14 protein-coding genes and 1 pseudogene are annotated in these 21562 nt (G+C 56.6%); 7 read left to right on the forward strand and 8 right to left on the reverse strand.

The features are described from left to right. Positions 1 to 107 precede the first annotated feature (107 nt). The 4 genes from ACFQO4_RS00495 (at position 108) to ACFQO4_RS00510 (ending at position 8431) form a co-directional block, all read left to right on the forward strand. Positions 108 to 338 carry a hypothetical protein gene (locus ACFQO4_RS00495; RefSeq protein ID WP_500259061.1) on the forward strand — a complete coding sequence of 77 codons (231 nt, stop codon included), beginning with the start codon at positions 108 to 110 and terminating at the stop codon, positions 336 to 338. Beyond that, positions 328 to 1263: a diacylglycerol/lipid kinase family protein gene (locus tag ACFQO4_RS00500; protein WP_500259062.1), complete on the forward strand. Its 936-nt coding sequence runs from the start codon at positions 328 to 330 to the stop codon at positions 1261 to 1263. Before ACFQO4_RS00495 ends, ACFQO4_RS00500 begins: the two co-directional genes overlap by 11 nt. 339 nt (positions 1264 to 1602) lie before the next feature. After that, positions 1603 to 4779 carry a PD-(D/E)XK nuclease family protein gene (locus tag ACFQO4_RS00505; RefSeq protein ID WP_500259063.1) on the forward strand — a complete coding sequence of 1059 codons (3177 nt, stop codon included), beginning with the start codon at positions 1603 to 1605 and terminating at the stop codon, positions 4777 to 4779. Then, a complete protein-coding gene (locus ACFQO4_RS00510) occupies positions 4772 to 8431 on the forward strand; it encodes a UvrD-helicase domain-containing protein (protein ID WP_500259064.1) in 3660 nt (1219 codons plus the stop codon). Before ACFQO4_RS00505 ends, ACFQO4_RS00510 begins: the two co-directional genes overlap by 8 nt. Positions 8432 to 8458: 27 nt before the next feature. On the opposite strand, the gene ACFQO4_RS00515 is transcribed toward ACFQO4_RS00510, so the two are convergent. Next, on the reverse strand, positions 8459 to 8878 hold the full coding sequence (locus tag ACFQO4_RS00515) for a winged helix-turn-helix transcriptional regulator (RefSeq protein WP_500259065.1): 420 nt from the start codon (positions 8876 to 8878) through the stop codon (positions 8459 to 8461). Positions 8879 to 9006: 128 nt separating this feature from the next. Here ACFQO4_RS00515 and ACFQO4_RS00520 point away from each other — a divergent pair, with 128 nt between their 5' ends. Genes ACFQO4_RS00520 through ACFQO4_RS00530 form a run of 3 tightly spaced genes read left to right on the forward strand, consistent with a single transcriptional unit; the run spans position 9007 to position 11041 of the window. Next, entirely contained in the window at positions 9007 to 9465 is a 459-nt protein-coding gene (locus ACFQO4_RS00520) for a DUF6069 family protein (RefSeq protein WP_500259066.1), read from the forward strand. Further along, complete coding sequence (locus tag ACFQO4_RS00525; RefSeq protein WP_500259067.1) at positions 9462 to 10076, forward strand: NADPH-dependent FMN reductase; 615 nt, start codon at positions 9462 to 9464, stop codon at positions 10074 to 10076. Before ACFQO4_RS00520 ends, ACFQO4_RS00525 begins: the two co-directional genes overlap by 4 nt. Then, the gene (locus ACFQO4_RS00530; RefSeq protein WP_500259068.1) at positions 10073 to 11041 is read left to right on the forward strand and encodes a WD40/YVTN/BNR-like repeat-containing protein; all 969 of its coding nucleotides are present in this window, start codon (positions 10073 to 10075) and stop codon (positions 11039 to 11041) included. Before ACFQO4_RS00525 ends, ACFQO4_RS00530 begins: the two co-directional genes overlap by 4 nt. 154 nt (positions 11042 to 11195) lie before the next feature. Here the strand turns inward: ACFQO4_RS00530 and ACFQO4_RS00535 are convergent, their stop codons facing one another. The 7 genes and pseudogenes from ACFQO4_RS00535 to ACFQO4_RS00565 all read right to left on the reverse strand — a co-directional run bounded on the left by ACFQO4_RS00535 (position 11196) and on the right by ACFQO4_RS00565 (position 21390). Then, positions 11196 to 12233, reverse strand: a complete 1038-nt coding sequence (locus ACFQO4_RS00535; RefSeq protein ID WP_500259069.1) for a PIN domain-containing protein — start codon at positions 12231 to 12233, stop codon at positions 11196 to 11198. Next, on the reverse strand, positions 12233 to 12712 hold the full coding sequence (locus ACFQO4_RS00540) for a hypothetical protein (RefSeq protein WP_500259070.1): 480 nt from the start codon (positions 12710 to 12712) through the stop codon (positions 12233 to 12235). Before ACFQO4_RS00540 ends, ACFQO4_RS00535 begins: the two co-directional genes overlap by 1 nt. Positions 12713 to 12928: 216 nt before the next feature. Then, positions 12929 to 13489, reverse strand: a pseudogene (locus ACFQO4_RS00545) (integrase core domain-containing protein); the annotation flags it as partial. A gap of 189 nt (positions 13490 to 13678) precedes the next feature. Beyond that, complete coding sequence (locus tag ACFQO4_RS00550; protein WP_500259071.1) at positions 13679 to 15511, reverse strand: BCCT family transporter; 1833 nt, start codon at positions 15509 to 15511, stop codon at positions 13679 to 13681. 855 nt (positions 15512 to 16366) lie between these two features. Then, the gene (locus ACFQO4_RS00555) at positions 16367 to 17317 is read right to left on the reverse strand and encodes a hypothetical protein (RefSeq protein WP_500259072.1); all 951 of its coding nucleotides are present in this window, start codon (positions 17315 to 17317) and stop codon (positions 16367 to 16369) included. Then, positions 17314 to 18894 (reverse strand): hypothetical protein, encoded by a 1581-nt coding sequence (locus ACFQO4_RS00560; protein WP_500259073.1) that lies wholly within the window; start codon positions 18892 to 18894, stop codon positions 17314 to 17316. Before ACFQO4_RS00560 ends, ACFQO4_RS00555 begins: the two co-directional genes overlap by 4 nt. Positions 18895 to 19881: 987 nt before the next feature. Beyond that, positions 19882 to 21390 (reverse strand): aldehyde dehydrogenase, encoded by a 1509-nt coding sequence (locus ACFQO4_RS00565; protein ID WP_500259074.1) that lies wholly within the window; start codon positions 21388 to 21390, stop codon positions 19882 to 19884. Positions 21391 to 21562 lie beyond the last annotated feature (172 nt).

A 21562-nucleotide genomic window follows, 5' to 3' on the forward strand; every position in this document is an offset into this window, starting at 1 on the left:
CCTTGAGAGACGAAATAGTGATTCGGCCTGCAAACGCTGCAACACCATTTCAGCCCAGACAAAAGCTGATGCAGGCACTCATTCCGCGTACCACGTAGCCTCAGCCGATGGTCAATGCCTTCTGGCTCAACCACAATCTTGAACAGACCAAGGCTATCTCGTCGATTAGCAAGCTGCCGGAGCACCATCGTGTGTTCAACGTTACGAACGACCGCGATACAGCGGCGAAGGCGGCCGCCCAAAACGGTTCGTGGCTGCTCGTGGGGAACAAGAACCCGGCCGCATCCAGCCCAGAGTACTTGGGCACTCACTCCATCCGATTCTACAATGATCAATAGAGATGTGGATTCGACGGAGGAGACGACCGAGAACGGGCGGCGTCTCGTTCTCAATCCGACGAGCGGGGAGGGTGGTCACGTTGAACAGGCCACTCGACTCGCCGCTGATCACGGATTTCAGACCGCCGAGACAGAACGCGCCGGCCATGCAGTCGACCTCACGATGCAGGCCGCGGCCGACAGTGTCGACCTCCTCGCAGTCTGCGGCGGTGATGGAACCGTCCACGAAGCCGTTCAGGGACTCGTCGCGGCCGACGCACTCGAGGACGTGACGCTTTGTATCATCCCTGCAGGAACCGCGAATATCACCGCGTCGGCGCTGGGGGTCGATAACATCCGCGACGGATTCGCGGCCGTAGAGCGGGGCAACACAAAGCGACTCGACCTGGGGACGGCCGACGGCGAGCCGTTCGTGATGTCGGCCATCGCAGGCCTCCCCGCTGCAGCGAGCACATCCGCCTCTGGAGACCTCAAACAGCGGATCGGCACGCTCGCGTTCATCGTCGAGGGGTTGCGGACCGCTCGGGAGTTCGATGGGCTGAAGGTGGCGGTCGGTGCCGTCGCCGGCGATGAGAAGTACGCGTGGCACGGAGAAGCGCTGTGTCTGCTGATCGGCACTCTCCGACACTTCACCGGGGAAAACGAGCCATCGAACGCCGAAGGTGGCCACTTCGAGGTGACGATCGTCGATCGAGTACCGCCGACGGACGCGATTACCGAGGCCGTCGAACGACGGCTCTTCAGTCGCGATACACCCCACGTTACGACGATCGAAGCGTCCGAACTCGAAGTTGTCGCCCTCGAGGACGAGCCGGTTCGGTTCAGTCTTGACGGGGAACGCAGAGAGTATGAGAAGGTCGAGATCGGCGTTCTGCCACGGGCACTTCGCGTTTGCGTGGGAGCAGAATATGGTTCGCAAACGTGAGCGAGGGCTCTAACAATAGACGGTGTAAAACAGGGATTGAAATAGGCAACCTCTCAGTGAAGTTCTTGGACATACCGATCGCTACCTTTCACAATCGGCTCTCAGTCTGTGCCACATTTGCGTCCTGAACTGACCGGTCACTACCTTCGTAAACCGAACCAGATTTCGTGCCACATTCGCGCCCTATATTCAGCACGCTCTCAGAAACCTATCACTGTTTGAGGGGTCCAACAAAGCCGAAAATTTGTATCGAAGCTAGCCCCGAATATTCTGTGAACACTGACCAACACGTAGCCAGATAGTTTAAAGTGGTTGCTATGTCCTGTCTTTGTATATTCGATGGATTCGACGCTTCTAATTGGGCCACGACATCAGGCGCTGGAATCTCGAGCGTTTGACCTCGCTGATGACCTCGTCGGCGACGGACTCGGGAGCGTCCTCTACGTGACGCGGAACGACGCCCGCCGAAGTGACGTGGAGGACGCTTGGGCGAAAGACCACCGACCGTTGCGGTTGCGAGCGGAGACCCTCGACGCAGTTGTTCTCGAGTGGCACGAGAAACTCGCCGGCCCGGTGGACCGCCTGTCAGGACAGTTGAATCGACGCCTCGCGGAGTATGCTCTCGACGAAGCGACGACCGACGGGGAAGGCGCGCTGTCCGGTGAACCAGCGTCTGCGGCACTCGCTGACGCGTTCAGTAGCCGGTTTTCGCTCTTTGACGAAGCTGGACTTGCAACGGCAGACGAACTCGCATCGGAGTTTGACGAATCGCTACTGGATGAGCGCATCGCCGAAGCGACGGTAAGCGCGTATCGCCACTACAACGACCTCCGAAGTAAATCGGTCGACGACTGGACGCTCACACGCGGGGAACTCGTTCGGACGGTCCTCGAATCCGAACGATCGCTGGCGGCCCTCTCACCGGAGGTCGACGTCGTCATTATCTCGGGCTTCTACGAGTTCCGACCGGTCGAGCGCGCACTCTTCGAACGAATCACGGACGCGTTCGATACGATTGCAGTGCTGCCACGTCACCAGCCCGGAACGGCGAGCGTCGATGCCGTGACAACAGAGGCACTCGACGTGTACGCCGATCTCGGATACGAATTTGAGGGAGTTGCCGATTCGACGACGCTCACCGATATTACGGCCGAGATGTACCAGCCGAACCCCGACATCGTTAGCGCTGGAGATTGGTTGGTCTGGAGGGAGTTACCGACACCTGAACGTGAAATCCGGTTCGTCGCCCGAGAACTCCGGAGCGAACTCGCTGCTGGCCGCGACCCGGACGAGCTAGCGGTCGTCATTCCGGGAGTGGATACGTACGCCGGATACGTCGAGGACGTGTTCGACACGTTTGAGGTACCCTACGCGATGACGGCCGCATCGCAACTGAACCGTACGTTCGCAGGGAGCGTCGTACACGACCTACTTGCACTCGCCGAACCAGATCCACGAGCGGAGGAACTGACGTCGCTGCTGGCGAACCCGCTGACGTCGGTTCTCCCGGCAGCGCGTGCGAATGCGATCACTGCCGAGACGCGTCGCAGAGAGACCGTCTCACTGGAGTCGGTCCTCCACACCGTAGACCAAGACACCTCGCGTCCGATGAACGAATTACTCGAGACCCTACAGGGACTGCGAACGGATGACGTAGACGTTGCAGTAGCGACGTTGCGTCGACTGTTGACTGACGAACTCGGCGTTAAGGAGGCAATTGACGAGTACGCAACCGGCGCCGAGAGGAAACTCGAGGAGCGGGCGTACGCGCTCATCGAGGAAGTGTTCGACTCCTTTGAGACGATGTCGCCACTCGACACTGAGCTATCACCGTTAGCGTTGCTCACGCGAGCGTTCGATGGGATCCCACTCCGAGTCCCGCATCGCGGAGCGGGTGGGAGCGTACCGGTGATGGGGATGCTCGATGCGCGAATGCGAGCGTTCGAGAAAGTGTTCGTCGTGGGGTTGACCGCCGGCCAGTTCCCATCGATACCGAACCGGCCAGCGTTCTTCGAGGAGATGACTGACGCGCATCCGGAGCTGGATACGGGCGATGAGCAACTTCGCGGCCGATATCTCTTTGCGACGCTGCTCGCTAACGTCGACGCCGTCACACTAACGACACCGAAATCGGGCGCCGGCGACGACGCGATCGTTCGGTCCCCCGTGCTGGACGAACTCCAGCGCGTCACGGAGATCGAACCTGTGGAGGGGATCGACGAACGGATCAGTTCGCACGAAGATAGTTACCGCTACATCGCAGACTGCCACGATCCACACACGGCGATCGACCATTTCGCCGAGCGGGATGTCCTCTCGACTGCTCAAACGACGCGCCTCGCTCGCGGGTTCGAATGTGCGGATAATCGAAGCCAGGCAACGTTCACGCCACACGACGCGATTCTCGAGGCCGAAACCGTACGCAAGGTGTATCCCTCGTCTGCGCGAGAGCCCTACAGCGCGAGTCGCCTCGAACGATACGTCGAGTGTGGGTTCAAATTCTATGCGGAAAATGTACTGGGCCTCGAGGAACCGGATGACGTATCGGTGACGCCGGACCCGCTCGAGACCGGGAGTTACGTCCACGACGTATTCGAGCGGTTCTACGCCGACCTCCATGCAGACGCCGACGACGAGGTCGATCTCGCGGCGTACGACCGCGAAGAACTCGAGACACACCTGCTCGAGGTCGCTTTCGACGAGCTCGAACAGGCGGATTTCGCCTACGAAGGCGTGTTTTACGAGCGCTGGCTAACTGAACTGTTTGCCGGTCTGGGGGACACGGACACGAATCCGTACGTAGTCAGTCATCGACCACACGAAGCGCCGGAACATGGATTGTTCGCCTCGTTCCTCGATACGGAACTCGACCGGAGCGGTGACAGTCAGCCGACGTGGTTCGAACGACCGTTCGGCGAGGGATTACCCGATCCGGATACCGTCCCGTTCGAGGTCGAACGGCCGGATGGTTCGTCGATTGCTGTTCGAGGTTATATCGACCGAGTTGATGTCGCTACTACTGACGAGTCAGAACGGCTGACGCTGTACGATTACAAGACCGGAAGGGTGCCGTACATGACGACAACGACCGGCGGCACGACGTTCCAGCTCCCGATTTACCTGTTAGCTGCGGATGCGGTGTTGGGTAACGGCGAGTTCGACGAAGCGGCGCTCTCGGCGACGTACTATCAGGCTCGACCTCCGAACGACGTGCGGGTTCTCCGTGGCATCGAATCAAAGTTCGATTCGCAGGCTGAGCTACGTCGGTTCCTCACCGACGTGGTCCCCGAGTGGCTCGGAACGATCGATGACGCGATCGCAAATGGGCGCTTCCACACGACCTTGCTCTCGGATCGTGAAGCCAACTGTACCTACTGTGAGTACCGTCGCGTTTGTGACGTTCGTCACCATCGGAAACGTGATACTATCGACGTCGCTCGTGACGAGGAAGCGACGTACGTGCCGTTACGCGTTCAGGACGAACGCGACCTCGAGGAGGTGATGGCCGATGACTGAGAACTCCGGTGAGATTCAGCTGACGCCTGAACAGCAAGATTCCCTCGTCCTGGATCGAAACGTCGCCATCACTGCTGGCGCCGGAACGGGGAAGACCACCGCATTGACCGAGCGATACGTGACGGTACTCGAGGCGAATCCAGCGCTGACACCCGAGAACATCGTGACGATCACGTTCACCCGAAAAGCAGCGGCTGAGTTGACCGAGCGAGTGCGAGAGGAGGTGTACGACCGACTCGCAGCCGCTGGATCCGACGACGCGTATCACCGGTGGCGTGACGTCCTCGACGACCTCGAGAACGGATACGTTCACACGATCCACGCGTTTTGTGCTCGACTGCTCAAAGAACACGCCGTTGAAGCGCCTGTCCCGCTCGGGTTCGACGTCCTCGACGAAGAAGGCACATCGATTCTGCAGCGCGAAGTCGTAACGGAGTTTCTCGAACGGAATCAGACGGACGACGACGTCGTCCTTCTCGCACAGCTGTGGGGACCGAGTCAGTTACGCTCGATTCTCGCGGGACTCCTTGATGACCGGCCGCGAAGTGGGGCGGTGCTCGAGTACTGGCGGGACGCTGACGTTGACTCGTACGTCGCCTGCCTGTGGGACGTTGCGTGTGAACTCGATGCCGACGAGGTTCGTGCCACGCTCTACGATGATGGATTGCTCACGCAACTGGAGCAACTCCATGGCCGAGTGCCACCGGACCACGCTGTCAGTGATAGCACTGGTCTCCATGCACTCGAAGTGATCAGCGAGATCGTCGACCAGCTACCCGAGGCGGCTGCAACGGACGATGAGACTTCTCGGCCCTATCTGCGAGCCGTCGCCGATCTGTATGCCCTGTGTGAGAAGAAAAACGGCGGGCTGTACAGTAGCTCCGGCTATATCGTGGGGAGTCGAGACGAGTGGGGTGACCACAGTGACGTGTATGATGATCTCAAAGAGGTCCTCAATACGGTGATCGATGCGGTCGAACCGTACGAAGACGCAGTTGAGACGACGCCTGGAACGCTCGAGGAGGCCAGCGCCCACTATACGCTTGCGTTACTCCGCGTCTTCGATCGGGTGAACGAACGCTACGTCGAGGCCAAAGCCAAGCGTGACGCACTCGATTTCCAGGACATCATCGAAACGACGATCGATTTCCTGGACGAACACGACGAGGTTCGTGCTCGAGTGCAGGATCAGTTTGCCGCGGTGATGGTCGATGAATTCCAGGATACCGACCCGCACCAGTGGCGATTAGTGAAACTGCTCGCCGGCGTTGATTCAGGGAGTGCGACGAACGTCTTTCTGGTCGGCGACGAAAAACAGAGCATCTACGGGTTCCGCGGAGCAGACGTCACGACGTTCGGAACGGCACGCAGCGAACTACAATCGGTGAACGAGGCCCTCGGACTCGATGACGTGCCAGCGTCGGAGAGTGGTGCAGACAGTCCGACGTCGCTCGAACTCTCGGGAAACTTCCGTACACTGGACGAGCCGCTGTCGTTTTGTAACGAACTGTTCGACCAGTTATTCTGCCCGGAAGGTGACGAACACGAACCCTTCGAGGCAATGCCCCAGCCGCTCTCGATGGAACGCGACCGAATCGATGATGTTGACGGACTCAGTGGCAGTGTCGAATACCTCCCTGTTCCGGACGATGCCGAAGTTGCACAGGCACTTCTCGGAGACGAACATCCAGTTACTGACGGGGTCCAGGATCATCGAATCGAGGCCGAAGCGCGAGCGCTCGCTGCACGGTTGACCCACCTCTTTGACGACCCGCCACACGTCCAGGATCAGGAAGATGGCGAGCATCGTCCCGCACACCCAGATGACGTCGCGATTCTCCTTCGTCGACGCACCCATCTCGATCGGTACCAGCGAGCACTCGACGAGTGCGCCATCCCGTACACGGTTATCGGCGGGACTGGCTTCCACGAGACGCCGGAGATCCAGGCACTGACCAATCTCTTGCGTGTCCTTGGTGATCCGAACGATGGCGTCTCCCTGTACGGCGTCCTTCGATCCCCGCTGTTCGGCTTCACGGACGATCAGCTCGCGCCAGTCGTTGCTGACGCGGATTCCGTCTGGGACGCACTCGAAGACACCGACGATCCACAGCTCACCGATGCGTTCGAACTGTTACGGGAATGGCGTGCGTTGAGCGGGTGTGGGACGCCAGATGAGGATGGCGTGCTCCCGTGGCATCGCGTAATCTCGCGCGTTATCGATGAAACCGGCTATCTGGCTAGTGTGAGCGCCGATGAACGCGGCAAACAAGCGGTTGTGAACGTCGAGAAATTCCGTGATCAGGTTCGAACCTGGAGCGAAAACGGAATCAATACGGCCGCTGGGCTGCTGCATCGGATCGACCGGCAAGCAGAGGCCAGCGCACGCGAAGGCGAAGCCGAGATTCCCGGCGACGCTGACGGTGTGCGCCTCATGACGATCCACACAGCCAAAGGGCTGGAGTTCCCGATCGTAGCGATCCCGGATATCGGCTCCAAGCACAACTTCGGTCGGAGTATCGACGATTACGGCTACGTCCAACTCGTCGATGGATCCGGTGAGAGACCGCCGCTCCCTGCCGTCGCTGGCCCAGATCCCGATGATGCCTTTTCCGTCGAGAAGACGGCCGCACACGAGTACGCCACTCGTGTAACTCGCCCTCAGGAACGAGCGGAAGCAAAACGATTGCTCTACGTTGCCTGTACCAGAGCGCGCGATCACCTCCTGCTCTGTGGAACGCACGATCTGTCTACCGATGCGGGAGCGGAGACGCTCACGGTCGGTGACGCCGACGACTTCGACGAGGCGAAACGGTGGCGTGACTGGGTACAACCCGTGTTACTCGAGCAAGAGGGACTTCTCAGAGATGCCTTCCATTACGGAGCCGCTACCGGTCAGCTGGGAGAGACGAGGTATACGGTACGCACCCCGCCACGTCCAGTGTCCTGGCAAGCGGAGACTGACGAGACGGATCCAGTACCTGAGATCACGAGAGCCACGATTCCGGACGCTGAACCCGCCATACGGATTTCGGCGACAGCGCTCGTCCAGGCCGTCGCCGATCACCGTCATGGGACCAGTGGTTCTAACGATCGATCATCGTCGTCTGCGCCTGGACTGGAACCGACCACCTTCGGGACCGTCGTTCACCGCCTCGCCGAATTGCGACCACCACAAGACGACTGGCAAGCGTTTACTGACCGCGTCAGCGCAATAGCTGGCGACGAACCGACGCAAGCCGACCACGAGGCGATTCTGGAGCACGCGACAGACGCGATCTCGTTCGTCGAAGACCTCGAGGCTGCAGTCGAGCTCGAGGCTGCTTACGACGAGTACGCCGTGACGGCACGGCTCGACGAACACAAGATCGTCGGCGACATCGACCGGTTGCTCGTCACGCCCGATCGCTATCACATCGTTGACTACAAAACAAATGATCTGTCCAGCACCTCCACGTCGGAGTTGGCTACACACTATCGGCCACAACTGCTGTCGTACGCACTCGCGCTCATGCAACACGACCCCGACCGTGAGGTTCGAGCGTCGTTGCGATTCACGGACGCTGGCGTGGCGGAAACCAGTACGTGGTCGCCTTTGGACGTAGATGTGGTCGAAAACGAACTCCGGTCAATGTTCGACTCACTCGAATAGTTTACAGGTTTCAACTCACGGCGTTTCTTACCCACTTTCGTCAGCGGCGGAAACTGGTTCGAGTTCGTGCTGTTCGGTCCACACACCGAGATACCAGAAGACCGGGGCGAGATCCTGCGCCTTCTCCGTGGCATTGTATTCGACGCGGGGCGGGATCTCATTGTACGATTTCCGCGTCAGTAACCCGACCTCAGTCAGTTCCTCGAGGCGATTCGAGAGGGTGTTCGGCGCGATATCGACTACTTTCTCCAGATCACTGAATCGCAATGGCCCCGCCCCGGTTGCAAACTGGTGAAGGATTACGATAGTGTGTTTCTTCCCCAGCAGGTTCAGGAGTGCAGACATCGTCTGATTGTCCACCGCTGCCTGTTCGGACCCGGGAGGCCGCGCCTGCTCGTTGGAGAGGATCGTCTCGAGAAACTCTTCAGCATGCGGTGGTTCGACCATGCCACGATTATACCAGATGAAGCCGTATAACTTGTTCCTTCGAAGTCCCTAAGTAACGTAGTATTGAGTGAGCTACTTCATGGCTTCGAACTTGATAGTATATTACTTCACCTGGTGTAGTACCAGATATGGCCTCAATCGAAGCCACCGACAACCCAGCCATCGAACCGTCGATCAGCCTGACCCGGATCGCCGTCTACGGACTACTGGCGATCATCCTCACCAGCCTCGTCAACGGACTCATCCACGTCCTCGCGGTCACCGTATTCGACGTTCCGAATGTCTTCGCGCTCTGGTGGGAACCAGTTCTCATCGCCTCAACGGTCGGGGCGATCGGAGCAACCCTCGTGTACGGCGTTCTGACTCGGCTTTCGAGCCGACCGAACCGGACCTTCACGACCGTCGCGGTAGTCGTGCTCGTCCTCTCGTTTGCTGGCCCAGTGAACGCATACCTGTCTCCACCACCCGACCTCGTTGACGCACCCTGGACCGTGTTTGCCACGCTCGTCGTCATGCACGTGGCTGCCGCAGCCACCATTATCGGCGTGCTGACCCGCACCACGAACCAGGAGGTCGCATCCCGATGACGCCGACCGGTCGATCCAACCGTTCCACAGGCAAGGCCCGGCCACACGTCGTTGCCGTGTCTGGCAGTCGACGTGACGGGAGTTACACCCGGAGGGGACTCGAGGAGGCACTGGGTGGAAGTGAAGCAGCTGGCGGAACAACTGAGTTGCTAGACCTGGCAGACTTACAGCTCCCTCCGCTCGACCCGAGCACGGATCCACCGGGAGACAGCGAGACAGTGAGACGGACGATCCGTGAGGCTGATGCAGTCGTCCTCGGGACGCCTATGTATCACGGCTCGTATTCGGGTGTGTTGAAGAACGCCCTCGACTACTGCAGGTTCGACGAGTTCGAAGACACGACCGTCGGCTTGCTCGTCGTTTCCGGCGGGGCATTTCCCATGCCAGCGCTCGATCATCTTCGCGCCGTTTGCAGGTCACTGAACGCCTGGGTGCTCCCGCATCAGGCAGCAGTCCCGCGGGCACGCTCCGCGTTCGATGAGAGCGGATTCACCGACGACGATCTTCGAGATCGTGTTCGGACACTTGGTACACGTGCCGTCGAGTTTGCCGCAATCGAACCGGGACGAGCCCCGACAATTGTGTGTCAGGAGGTGGGACCCGAATCATGACACTGCTTATCGCCACAGAGGACGGCGTCTACCGCTCACAACGCGGCGGTCTCGACGACGTCGAGCGGGTGCTTGATTCAGGGGTCACACTCGGCGTGCAGTCGTTCGACGAACACGGGACGTTCGCCACATCGAAAACTGGCCTGTACCGCTCTACAGATAGTGGGAGTACCTGGCGCCAGCTGGATGTACCACGACCCGAGGTGTACGCCGTTGCGGTCAGCCCCGACGGCACCCGGCTGTACGTGGGCACACATCCAGCCCACCTCTACGTCTCAACCGATGAGGGAGACACATGGACCGAGCTAGACGTATTTCAGGCGCTTCCCTCCCGCGATCGCTGGCACACGCCTCGTCATCGGGGGGAATCCCACGTCCGAAGCCTCAGTGTCTCCTCCGACGCTCCGAATCGCGTGGTCGCTGGCGTTGAAGTCGGCGGCATCCACGTCAGCGATGATAACGGCGAGACGTGGACCGAACGACGTGACGATCTCCAAACCGTACGAGAAGACGATCTCCAGTACGATGTCCACCATCTGCTCGTCGTCTCCAGCGAGGAGTACGTCGTATCGTGTGGCGGTGGCCTCTATCGAACCCGCGATACCGGGTACTCGTGGACGCGGCTGGATACCGGACTGGACCAATCGTATTTCCAGGAGGCGTTTGCCCATCGGGGGACGTTGTTCGCTGCTGCTCAGACGCTCCCGCCAACCCTGCCAGCAGGAAGCAGGTACCGGAAACAGGACGTGAACGCTGCCCTGTTCGAATCCACGGACGGTGGAGACACGTTCGAGACCAAGTCGTATCCCGGTGCACCAGACGAGTTCATCTACGCCTGGACAGCAGTCGACGATCGGGTACTCGCTGGGACCACTGAGGGACGGGTGATCATCCGTGAGGACGGCACCTGGACCTCGCTCGGCCACATTCCGGGCTGGATCCGGTCGCTTTCACACGACTCGTGACAGTGATAGCGAAGTGGATGAAGAGCACTGATGGGTGCCGCCAAACAATTCTATTCCATCCCTCGTTTCTAGAGGATGATATTCGGAACGGTCATTCCAGCCATATTTGCAATCGCGGTGACCACGAGAGACACAAACCCGGTCATCGCAACGCTCACCGAGTACTCAGTTCTTCGTACGATTCGACGATCGAGAGACCACCCGCCAGCTTCGACTCGAGTGTCGGACTGCGCGCGTCGAGTTTGACGCGTTCGTGCTGCCAGTCGAGTTCGTCTTTGCCGCGCCAGACGCCGTAGACGGTGACGCTCGGCACCTCGATTATCCCGAAGACGATGGCCAGCATGTAGAGGAGCAGCTCGAGTTCACGCCAGCTAGCCGTCGCCTTCTGGGGAAAGTGGTCGGGGATATCGACCCACTGTCCGAGCAACCGGTGAGCCTGTGCCCGTTCGACGAAATTCCGGTCGTTGCTAAACAACAGGATGTCGCTCCGGTATTCGCGGTCGTACTCGTCGTAGGCCGCGATAATATACTCGTCACCACGATCGCTCTGGACTTCGACGGCTTGCTCGATATCGCGGATTCGTCGGTACGTGAGCAGGCCCAATCTACCGAGTCGAGCGGATCCTAACGGCTGATTCCAGTATTCTTCATACGGTTTACTGAACGCGTCGACGAAGGGGTCGGTGTCGTGACACTTGTAGTCCCACTCCAGTTCGTCACGGACGCCGGTCGCGAGGACGAACCCGTTGACGTAGCCAAGTCCCATATCGGGGTCGTGCAAGCCGAGGACGCGATCGATCCGCCACGGCATGAGATTCGTATCGAAGCCTGCGAACGCGGGGGCGTGGCCTGCCATCAGGTCCGGGTCGCCGTACCGGTCGAGGAACGTCTTGATTTCGTCCCGGTTCGCAGGGTTGAGGATGCCGCTGGCCAACAGGGCCTTTCGGAACTCGTCTGCGGTTGGCAAATCGTTGAATACGTCTTCACCGTACTGCCGGCCGACTGCCTGTCTGGCTGTTTCGTATTCGTCTGCGTCTGTCACGAAGTGGATCGTACAGTCGTCGTAGTCACCGAGTTCGATACGCAGGAGTTCGCCAACCTCGTTCGATGGGTGTTCGATTACGAATTCGTCGTCGCCGCGATCGTACAACTGATTCAACAACACCGTCAAGTGGTCGCATCTGACCCGCATCAGATCACCTCTGTGAAATCGATCAGGTTGATCGCTGTCCGTGGAATTGTCGGATAGCACTCGCCGAAGTACTCCTCGGTCTGGACGTGGCCATAATAGAGGTGGTCAACGTCGTGTTTGAGTCCGGCTTGAAAACTGATGATCGACCAGAATCGGCGACCTGGTGTGATGTCGACGGCGATATCGGCACCCGCGTTAGTTCCGGCTTCGATTGCGGATCGAACGTACGCGAGAATCGCATCGAAGTCGGTTTCGTCGTCGATCGTCTCGACCGTAATCGCTGGTTCCTCCCCACCGTGTGCCGTAACGACCGTCTTCATTAGCGACGTTGCGGCGTCGGTGATCTCGCCGATGACTGGATTGTTGAGAACGTAGATATCGGTCGCAACGTACTCTCTGTGGCACGCGGCCGTTAGTGGGTTGACGACTGGAGCGATACTCGTCGAACCGTTCGTGATCCAGACCCGTTCCATAGTCACACGCTCGCAACACTAACATATCAACGTAATGGTGGGTGGATGTTATGGCTCGAGAGAGAGCGCTGCAGCGAGTGTTTCGAGCTCGGCATGTGTTTCAGCGGGTCAATCTATCGCTCAGGTACTGCCTTACGATTGGCCCGAACTCTGACGATGGTGCCAGCGACGTTGTCGGTCAAATTTGTGTCCCACCTGTCGTCACGTCCCGAATGGCACTGTTTAGTTTAGCACCTCGTCAGCTGGCGCTCGTCCGTCAAGCGATTGATGCGGTCTCTGATAGTTGTAGTAATGTACAATCTGAGCAAATCACTCGCGTGCGCTCGCCCGACTGCCCACCCAAGGGTTATGGAAACGGTTGACTCGCATTTGGGGTATGAAACCTCATTTCAATGAGTATTTGTCCGGTATAATCCACCCGGACGTTCAATTAGAATCGACGTAGGGCAGCCCGATATCTAAATTGATTGACGAGAAATACTGCCTCGATGAGACCATGTTTCTCGCGGAGTCCATGCAAGAATGTACCCGCTGGATTAGTTCCGTGACGTCCGAACAACTGGGCGTCAAGAATTAGCTTGGTGTCGAGGTCTATTGCATAATACAACCAATACTATTGATCTTGATATCAGTTTCGTCAACGGCGACCCGCTTCGGTTGCGCCTCAGGCGGGTCGGCAACGTTATCAGAGATTTGACGCACCTATTGAAAGATGCTTGATGTGACCGTTCAACGCCGAGTAGCCGAAGAATTTTTGTGCTTTTTAAGAGAGCAACCGTCTGCTCACGCTCCAACACTCAAGACTCGCTGTCTCCAACGTCTCTCTGAGCAATTCTTAGTTGAGCATAGACACCTGAACCAACAAGCTGCTCATCTCTCAAACTGGCTTATCTAGACAGTGCCGTCGAAAGTGGAAAATACCAGTCGTGGTGTATCGGTTTCTGCCAGTTATTGTTTAATCTAGTCGAGATGTCAATCGTCGCTCACGGTCGAATCGTCTTTCTTGATGCCACTGATGATATCTTCGTCGGAAGTATCCATGCTGTCGTCAGAAGTATCAACCTCGATTTCTCCTTGCTCGATCAACTCCTTCCGCCGTCTCTTGTATTCACTAGACTCTAATATTTCGTGTTCATTATTGAGTCCTCGATAGATAGCATAGCACATGAACAAGAGGACAAAGGCGAAGGGAATTCCTGTCGCAATCGATGCTGCCTGCAGTGCCGTTAGACCACCGCCAATCAACAACACTGCGGCGATCGAACCCTCGATGAGTGCCCAAAGGATCCGTTGGATCTTCGGAGCGTCGTGTTTTCCGCCAGCAGTGAGTTGATCAATGACGAGTGAACCCGAATCCGAGGAGGTAACGAAGATAGTCATGACTAATATCGTCGCGAGGATCGACATCACGAGCCCGAGAGGATACTCCGAAAGCATGGCGTACATCACGGCTTCTTGGCCCTGTTCATTGAGTACAGTGAGAAGATTTCCGCCGTTGAATTGGGCGTACAGCGCCGACCCTCCGAGAGTCGAAAACCAAAAGGTCCCAAAGAGCGTTGGGACTATTAGTACCCCGGCGACGAATTCTCGGATTGTCCGGCCCTTCGAGATGCGTGCAATGAACATACCAACGAACGGGGACCAGGCAATCCACCATGCCCAATAAAAGAACGTCCAACCGCCAAGCCATCCGGTAGCTTCATCTCCACCGAACGTGCCGGTAAAGAAACTGATCTCTATCAATGAGGTGAAATACGTACCTAGAGCCGAACTGAAGGCCCCTAGTAAGTAGAGCGTCGGTCCTGCAATCAGCAGAAAAGCAAGCATCAGAAACATAAAGTACGCGTTGATATTGCTCAGGCGTTTAACTCCTTTTTCCAGCCCTGCGGCGACGGACCCCACCGCGATGAGGGTAATAACCGTGATCAGGACTACATGCGACATTGTCGTCTCCGGAATCGTGACTCCGAAGAGTTGGCTCCCAACATACGCGACCCCGGTGGTGGCCTGTTGGGCTCCAAGCCCAAGCGACGTCGCCAGACCGAACAGTGTAGCGAATACAGCGAGGATGTCGATGACGTGGCCCGGCCAACCGTATATCCGCTCCCCAAGAACCGGCCAGAAAATCGACCGGAAGGTAAGCGGGAGTCCACGATTATACGCGAAGAACCCCAGACCGAGGCCAACAAGCGCGTAAATTCCCCAGGGCGCAAGCCCCCAGTGGAAGAAGCTCTGCACTAAGGCAGCGTGGCCCGCTGCTGGTGTTTCGGCCTCAACACCGGCGAAATAGGGCGGGACGGTCTGAAGATTATACATCGTCTCGGAGACGCTGAAGACGATGAGTCCGATCCCCATGCCGGCGCTGAAGAGCATTGCTATCCACGCGAAGTCACTGAACTCCTTCTCGGCGTTAACGCCGCCGAGGCGTATCCTGCCGTATTTGCTGAGTGCGAAGTAGACCACGGCGATAATAGCCGCGTTCATGGCTAGAATGAGAAGCCAGTCGAACGTGTCGGTTCCCATGGTTTGAAGCGTACCGAACGCTTCAACAGCTGTCATTGGCTCTCCGCTGTCGTTCTGCCATCCTATCAGCGAAGAAATTCGCTGAAATAGCAACGTCACTGCGATAAACAGTCCAATGACAGAGAGCGAGACGGGAAGCACCACGGGGTGTACATCTAATCGCCCGCCCAGCAGTTCACGGTTCGCATGTCCCGCCTCGCGCTTGGTGTCGGGATGAAATAGTTCCTCTTGGAGCGTCTCTGAGTGTTTCTCTTCCGTCTTATCGCTGCCAGTTTCAGTCATGATGTCCCCCCATTTTGCGGTCCGTGCATTCGTAATCGGTAGTCAGTGCCTCTCCACGGTTCAATGTTCGCCCACTTTCTACGTTGAGTGGCCAGTTTGTTTGTTCATTCATTTTTGTTCTCGTAGGTTGCCGTCTCAAACGCAATGGTGACGATCTGCGAAGACTGGGTTTCTGTAGTGATGCGTTTGAGTGGCGCTCGTCCGAGGTGACGATTGATCTTATCGATTTGCCACCCCGCATTAAACGGATCATCAGCTGTGTTACAGATCATCTAGCGCATGACTATCCATGTGGGATGATTATACATAAAGATTCCCCTCCTATTAGGGGAGATGTTTAAATAAGGCTCTCAATGATCGCAGAAGTAGATTGTACCAATAGAAATTCGAATCGGTCCAGTCTCAAATTTGGGGGGGAATTCATTCACTACCACACTCAGGGATCCGTCGAGCTACCGATACAGGCCGCCCACTCTGTCTCAATCTCAGTATCCGCCGAAAGACGGCGCGAGTCGAATTAATTACCCTGCTAAGTTCGAGATAGCGGCTGATCGATCGACGTAAGTAGTCACGTTTGGACCAAGCGATCGCTCCGGCTTCAACCTCGTGACGGTCAGATGGGTGGCTAGAACCGTCCACGGGTTCTGTAACGGATTCTACCACGATTATAGAGACTCACTCGCCACGTCTTTTATCGACCGAGTAAACGACGCAACGATGACCACCACGGCGATTTCAAGCTGCAGTTTGCGCTCAATTGCCGGTACCGGTCCTAACCAGTGCTATTGAACGAGGCGGCAGCCATCCACTGAAGTGAGCTTTGTCGGTCCTCGGATCCAAATCACGTCAATTCTATCACTCCAGACTGGGACCTGCTCCCGTTTTGGACCCCAACGAATTGGGGGCGAAGACGCCATTGCTAAACTCGAACAATTCCTCCCATACTTGTTTCTCGATATCGACACCCTGTTCGATCAACTCTCGCCCCCTCTCGTGTATTTCCGATAATTGATACACGGTTGTAAGCGCATTCGCCTGCCCGTCTACGAACTGGTTTGCGATTCGTTGGATCTCCGCTGAATTCCGGGGGTGGTTCGGATCAATGCAAACTGTGAAGTATCCGAATTCGTCGCTGTCAACGTCTCCTGAATATCGTTCCGTAGCGCCTTCTAGCATTCGCTCCAGCGTAGCCGCGTCCGTGGCGGACCGACCACCGGCCTCACCCCGGTTGAAGAAAGCCTGCACCAGCGGACTGTGTTCCTGACGATATAGGCCGCTATTGATGATGTCTCGAAGCATCATATAGCTCCTCGACGGCCCCTCCAGGAACGCCTCCGCGACGAGTGGGTGTGATCGACCGGGTACTCCGATGAAACTTCCCGTTCCGTCGGGATGATCGGTGAGAACGATGGACACCAACCCTCGGCTTGCTGCATTGTACACTATGTGTCCGATCGTCGGGATGCTCCTGTCGGACTTCGGAATGGATGAGTACGTAAGCCCAATTCCTTCTTGCTTCGCTTGCGAACAGCTGAAGTCTGTCGCCGCCGTGCTCGACACGATACACGGCTGATCGTCGCTATCAATGATCGAGAAGGTCGAAGTTTGATCTTCGAGAGACAACCTGGCCGGATCTAGTGTCGGAGACTCCTCAATAATCCTGTGGAGCGTGGTAAGACCACAGTCTCTGTACAGCTCCGTCCACCAGATAGATTGGGCACTCGCTTTCGAGCCCCCCTTCGACAGTCCAGCGGATGCGAGACATCGATCCGCTATCTGGAACACCTCACGGGAACTCAGCTTCATTGTTTCAACTCCGATTTTTTCGTCTGTTTCGGCCTTGGCGGATACAACCAGTATGAGCCTTCTCCGTCTCGGATATCCTCGGGCAAGGGCGCACCCTGGAAGAAGGTTCCTTTCACCCATCCCTTATTCGCCGGGTGAGTCTTCTGGATCCCCCAGAACGATTTGACCAGCGCGACTAAGTGGAGAGGGATGAAATCGGCATCCAATAGATTCCCTTGGATCTCCGCATACGGGAGCCCGTGTACTGACTGAATTCGCTCGATGATGTACCGATACTCTGGGTGTTCGAACAATACGTCGGCAACCGAGGTCGATCCGTCAAACGACCGAAGCTCGTGTTCGAGCTGTTGCACCTGGAGTGCAATATCAACGGGAAGAGCGTACTTTTCAGCCTCGCTTTTGCCTTTCTTCCCTAGCCGCGGCTCTTCACCTTTGACGGACCGGTACCAAAAGTTCTCATTCGCCCCTGGCTCAGACATGGTGATGTTAAGCGCCCACTGGTAATCCGAAGCGATGATCGATTGCAAACGTGAAACGGTCATTTCAGGCTGGACGTCGGTCTTCTGTGAGGTGATGAGAGCGGATTCTAGCCCCTTGTACACGTCCGGATGGGTGTCCATCAAGAGAGAGTATAGGATTTCTTGGATCTCTGGCTCGAAGTTATCTTCTGCCCAACTGGAGATGTCCTCCCACGTATCGATCTCATTTGATCGCTCTACTCTTTTTCTAATGCGTTTCAGGCCATCAGCGATTCGGGACTTCGAGAGGAAGAACTCCTTCGAGTCGCTCTCGTCCTCCGAGAACCACACCTCCGCTCTACTCATGATATTCACCAGCCGTCGAACATCATCACTTGTTGGCTTAACGGTCTTGACTCGCGCGACAGCGATCTCTCTAGTACGGAGCCACGTATGAATCAACTTCGGGTGGTTCACTGCGAAGAGCGCGACGCCCATCCCCGACGAGTTCCCTGTTCCGAGATATTTTCGGACGCTGTAATCTAGTGTGGCTGCGTCGTCAGCGCGTTCCTTCGCTATGGCGTCCGCTAAATCATACCCGAAAATACGCCACATGTAGGCAGCGAACATCTGAGCCAGATACGGTTCGTTGAGCGGGTGATCCTCTTCAAAGGCCTTGAACACCTTCGTTCCGTTCAGCCCGTTCCCGTAGTAACCGGAAGACCGAATTAAGTATCCACCCTGCGCCAGGAAGTCGATATCGGGTTGTCGACCCTCCACCAATGCCTCGATGATGTGATCGAAGAACCGAGAGCTACGATTACCTCGCGTCCAGATCAGTACGTTCTCGGGAGAAGCGCGCCCCTTCCGCACGCTCGGCAGCTCCTCAAACTGCCAGTCAACGAACTCTCGATCGGGGTTCCCCTCACAAAGAAACCCCCACATGTCCCAGGTGTCTGCAGTGATCCGATCTGTCTTTTCCTCCTCACTTATCTTTTGGGAGAAAATAGGGAAGGAGAATTCGTGAGAGGGAGTTGTGATGCTATATTGGGCCCTCCCATTGCCTTGCTCGTCCAAAGATATCTTACGGAGGTCAATTTCCCACTGCTCGTCCACCATCCGTCTTGTCAGAATGCGTGTAAAACTTAGAGGTGTTTGTTGGAGAGCGCCCAGACGTTCAGGTTGCATCAGATCCGATGGATCTCGCAACGAGTCCATCTGGTACGGTCGTTTGTCTCGAACCATCAAAAACGACTATGCTATCGAGTACCTAATAGTTTTTGCTCAAGGTTCCTCGATCAGTTAGCGTCAACGACACACTATGACCTACGAAGCACCGAACGCAGCGATGTGCGTTCAGCAATCAGGGTGGAGTCGTTCAACCACTCACCTCCCGTAGCCTTCTCTCCGCCCAGGCTATTCGCTGATAACGAACAAGAATTGCTATCGAGTATGGGAGGATCGTAGCGGATACACTCGAAACCCTTCTTGATCCAAACCTCCAAATTTGCCTGCCAGAACTGACCACATCCCTGTGTATGGCTCCCCCACCTCGTGGGTCGTGTCAACATTGATCTCGACCAGAACGAATACCCACGTTCAATCATCGACCAACTATTACACCCATAAGCCCGTCATAGTATATTACCATGTAAGAATAAATAGCCAACATGACCAGATTCGATAACAGCGAACATTTTTGGCATCGATCTCGGAAGGTTATATCCTGCATCACCCGAACCCCATTTGACTGTGCTAACGACAAGCACACCACCAGAATTCAAGTTCGATTTGAGGTGACGTTCGCTCACACCGAATTAAGTAATAATTCTGCGTCCGTCTTGTGAAGGCAAAATCAATAGCAGTGCTCAACGACCTGCTGTAGAAGTAAGAGCTATCCGCACAGGTGAGTGCCAGTCCTAATCTCAAAGAGGGCAGACACGCGCTATCAGTGCCGAGAATGAGCTGAGAGACAGTCTTGGATACGAAACGACCGTCGAGAAACTAGTCCCTCGAACAATCTCTGGGATGGGGTTTGAAACGCAACAGGCACAGCGGCCTGCTCTCTTCAGTTGAAGGCCGGATAGGATTTGGTATTTAGCCGACTCATGTGTTCATGTTGAAGGGGTCGGACACCTCTCCATCCAAGTCCATCCAGACGCTCTTCGTCTGGAGGTATTCGTCTAAACCTTCTTTGCCCTGTTCTCGCCCGAGACCACTGGCCTTGTACCCGCCGAGGGGAGCGCGATACGACATCACGCGATATTCATTTATACAGACTGTGCCGGCTTCGATCTCGTCACCCAACCTGTGTGCACGGCGCATATCCTCTGTCCAAACGCCGGCAGCGAGGCCATAGTCGGTATCGTTCGCCATCTGGATAGCCTCTTCCTCATCGGAGAACTTGATGACGGATGCAACGGGCCCAAAGATTTCCTCCTGGGCGACTTGCATCTCGTTATTGACCCCTGTGAGGATCGTCGGCTGGATGAAAAGGTCACCAGAGAGGTCGTCGGGTTGATCACCTCCAAACACGATCTCGGCCCCCTCCGAAGTTCCGATATCGATGTACTTTCTGATCTTGTCCCATTGTTCGGGGAACGCAACCGGCCCCATTTCAGTTTCACGATCGAGAGGATCGCCAAGTTCGATGTCATTCGCGCGGGTAACGAAGCGATCGATGAATTCGTCGTAAATCTCCTCGGCTACGAGGACACGCGAGCCCGCGACGCACGTTTGTCCCGTTGCAGCGAAAATCCCCTTAATGACGCCATTGACGGCGTTTTCTAAATTGGCGTCCGGGAAAACGATATTCGGGCTCTTCCCTCCGAGTTCGAGTGAGACAGGAATGAGGTTTTCTCCGGCCGCCTTCCCGATCTGCCGACCAACCGCTGTGCTCCCCGTAAAGGAGAGTTTGTCTACATCCTCGTGGTTGGTCAACGCCTGTCCTGCCTCCGCAGCACCCGGGACGACGTTATACACGCCTTTGGGAAGGTCCGTCTCGTCGTAGATGAGTTCAGCGAATCGGAGGGCACTGACGGGTGTGTGCTCACTGGGTTTGTGAACGAACGTGTTCCCCGCGGCAAGTGCGGGCGCGAGCTTCAGTGTCAGTAACAATAGAGGAGAGTTCCATGGCGTGATCGCACCCACGACACCGTAAGGCTCCTTTTGAGTATAGTTGAACATCTCACCGCCCTTGTTCTCGACCGGAATGACTTTGCCTTCGAGCGTATCGCAGAGACTCCCGTTGTACCGATACCACTCGCTTAGGCTCTCGATCTGCCCCTCCATCTCACGAATGAGTTTCCCGTTCTGGAGCGTCTCTAGTTGCCCCAACTCCTCGTAGTGCTCATCGAGGACATCGGCTATCTGGTAAAGGATCTCCCGTCGCTTACTTGGAAGAGTGGCCTTCCATCCGTTCTCGTACGCTCGACGTGCTGCCCTTACGGCGTCGTCTACGTCCTCTTCTCTAGCTCGAGGAACGGTAGCCCACTGTTCGCCGGTGTACGGGAAGGTCACCCCGATCCGATCATCAGTAGCGGGCTCTCGGTACTCGCCATCGATCATCACGTCGTAGTGTGTTTCGCTATTCAGCACTGCTCGTGCTTCGTCCATACAGGATAACTCTCACCTCTATACCTTTAATAATACCGGTGAGCCTATTTTAAACGCAATTTCCTCGACGAACTCGTTCGCTCTGAGAGCGTCCGAAGGCGGATGTGCAAGCTGGAGAAGAGGGCTGCAGATGAATTGCTTGCGTACGCATCTCCGACAGTTCCCGACTTTC

The organism is Saliphagus sp. GCM10025334 (genome assembly GCF_042663485.1).
Classification (GTDB): domain Archaea; phylum Halobacteriota; class Halobacteria; order Halobacteriales; family Natrialbaceae; genus Natronosalvus.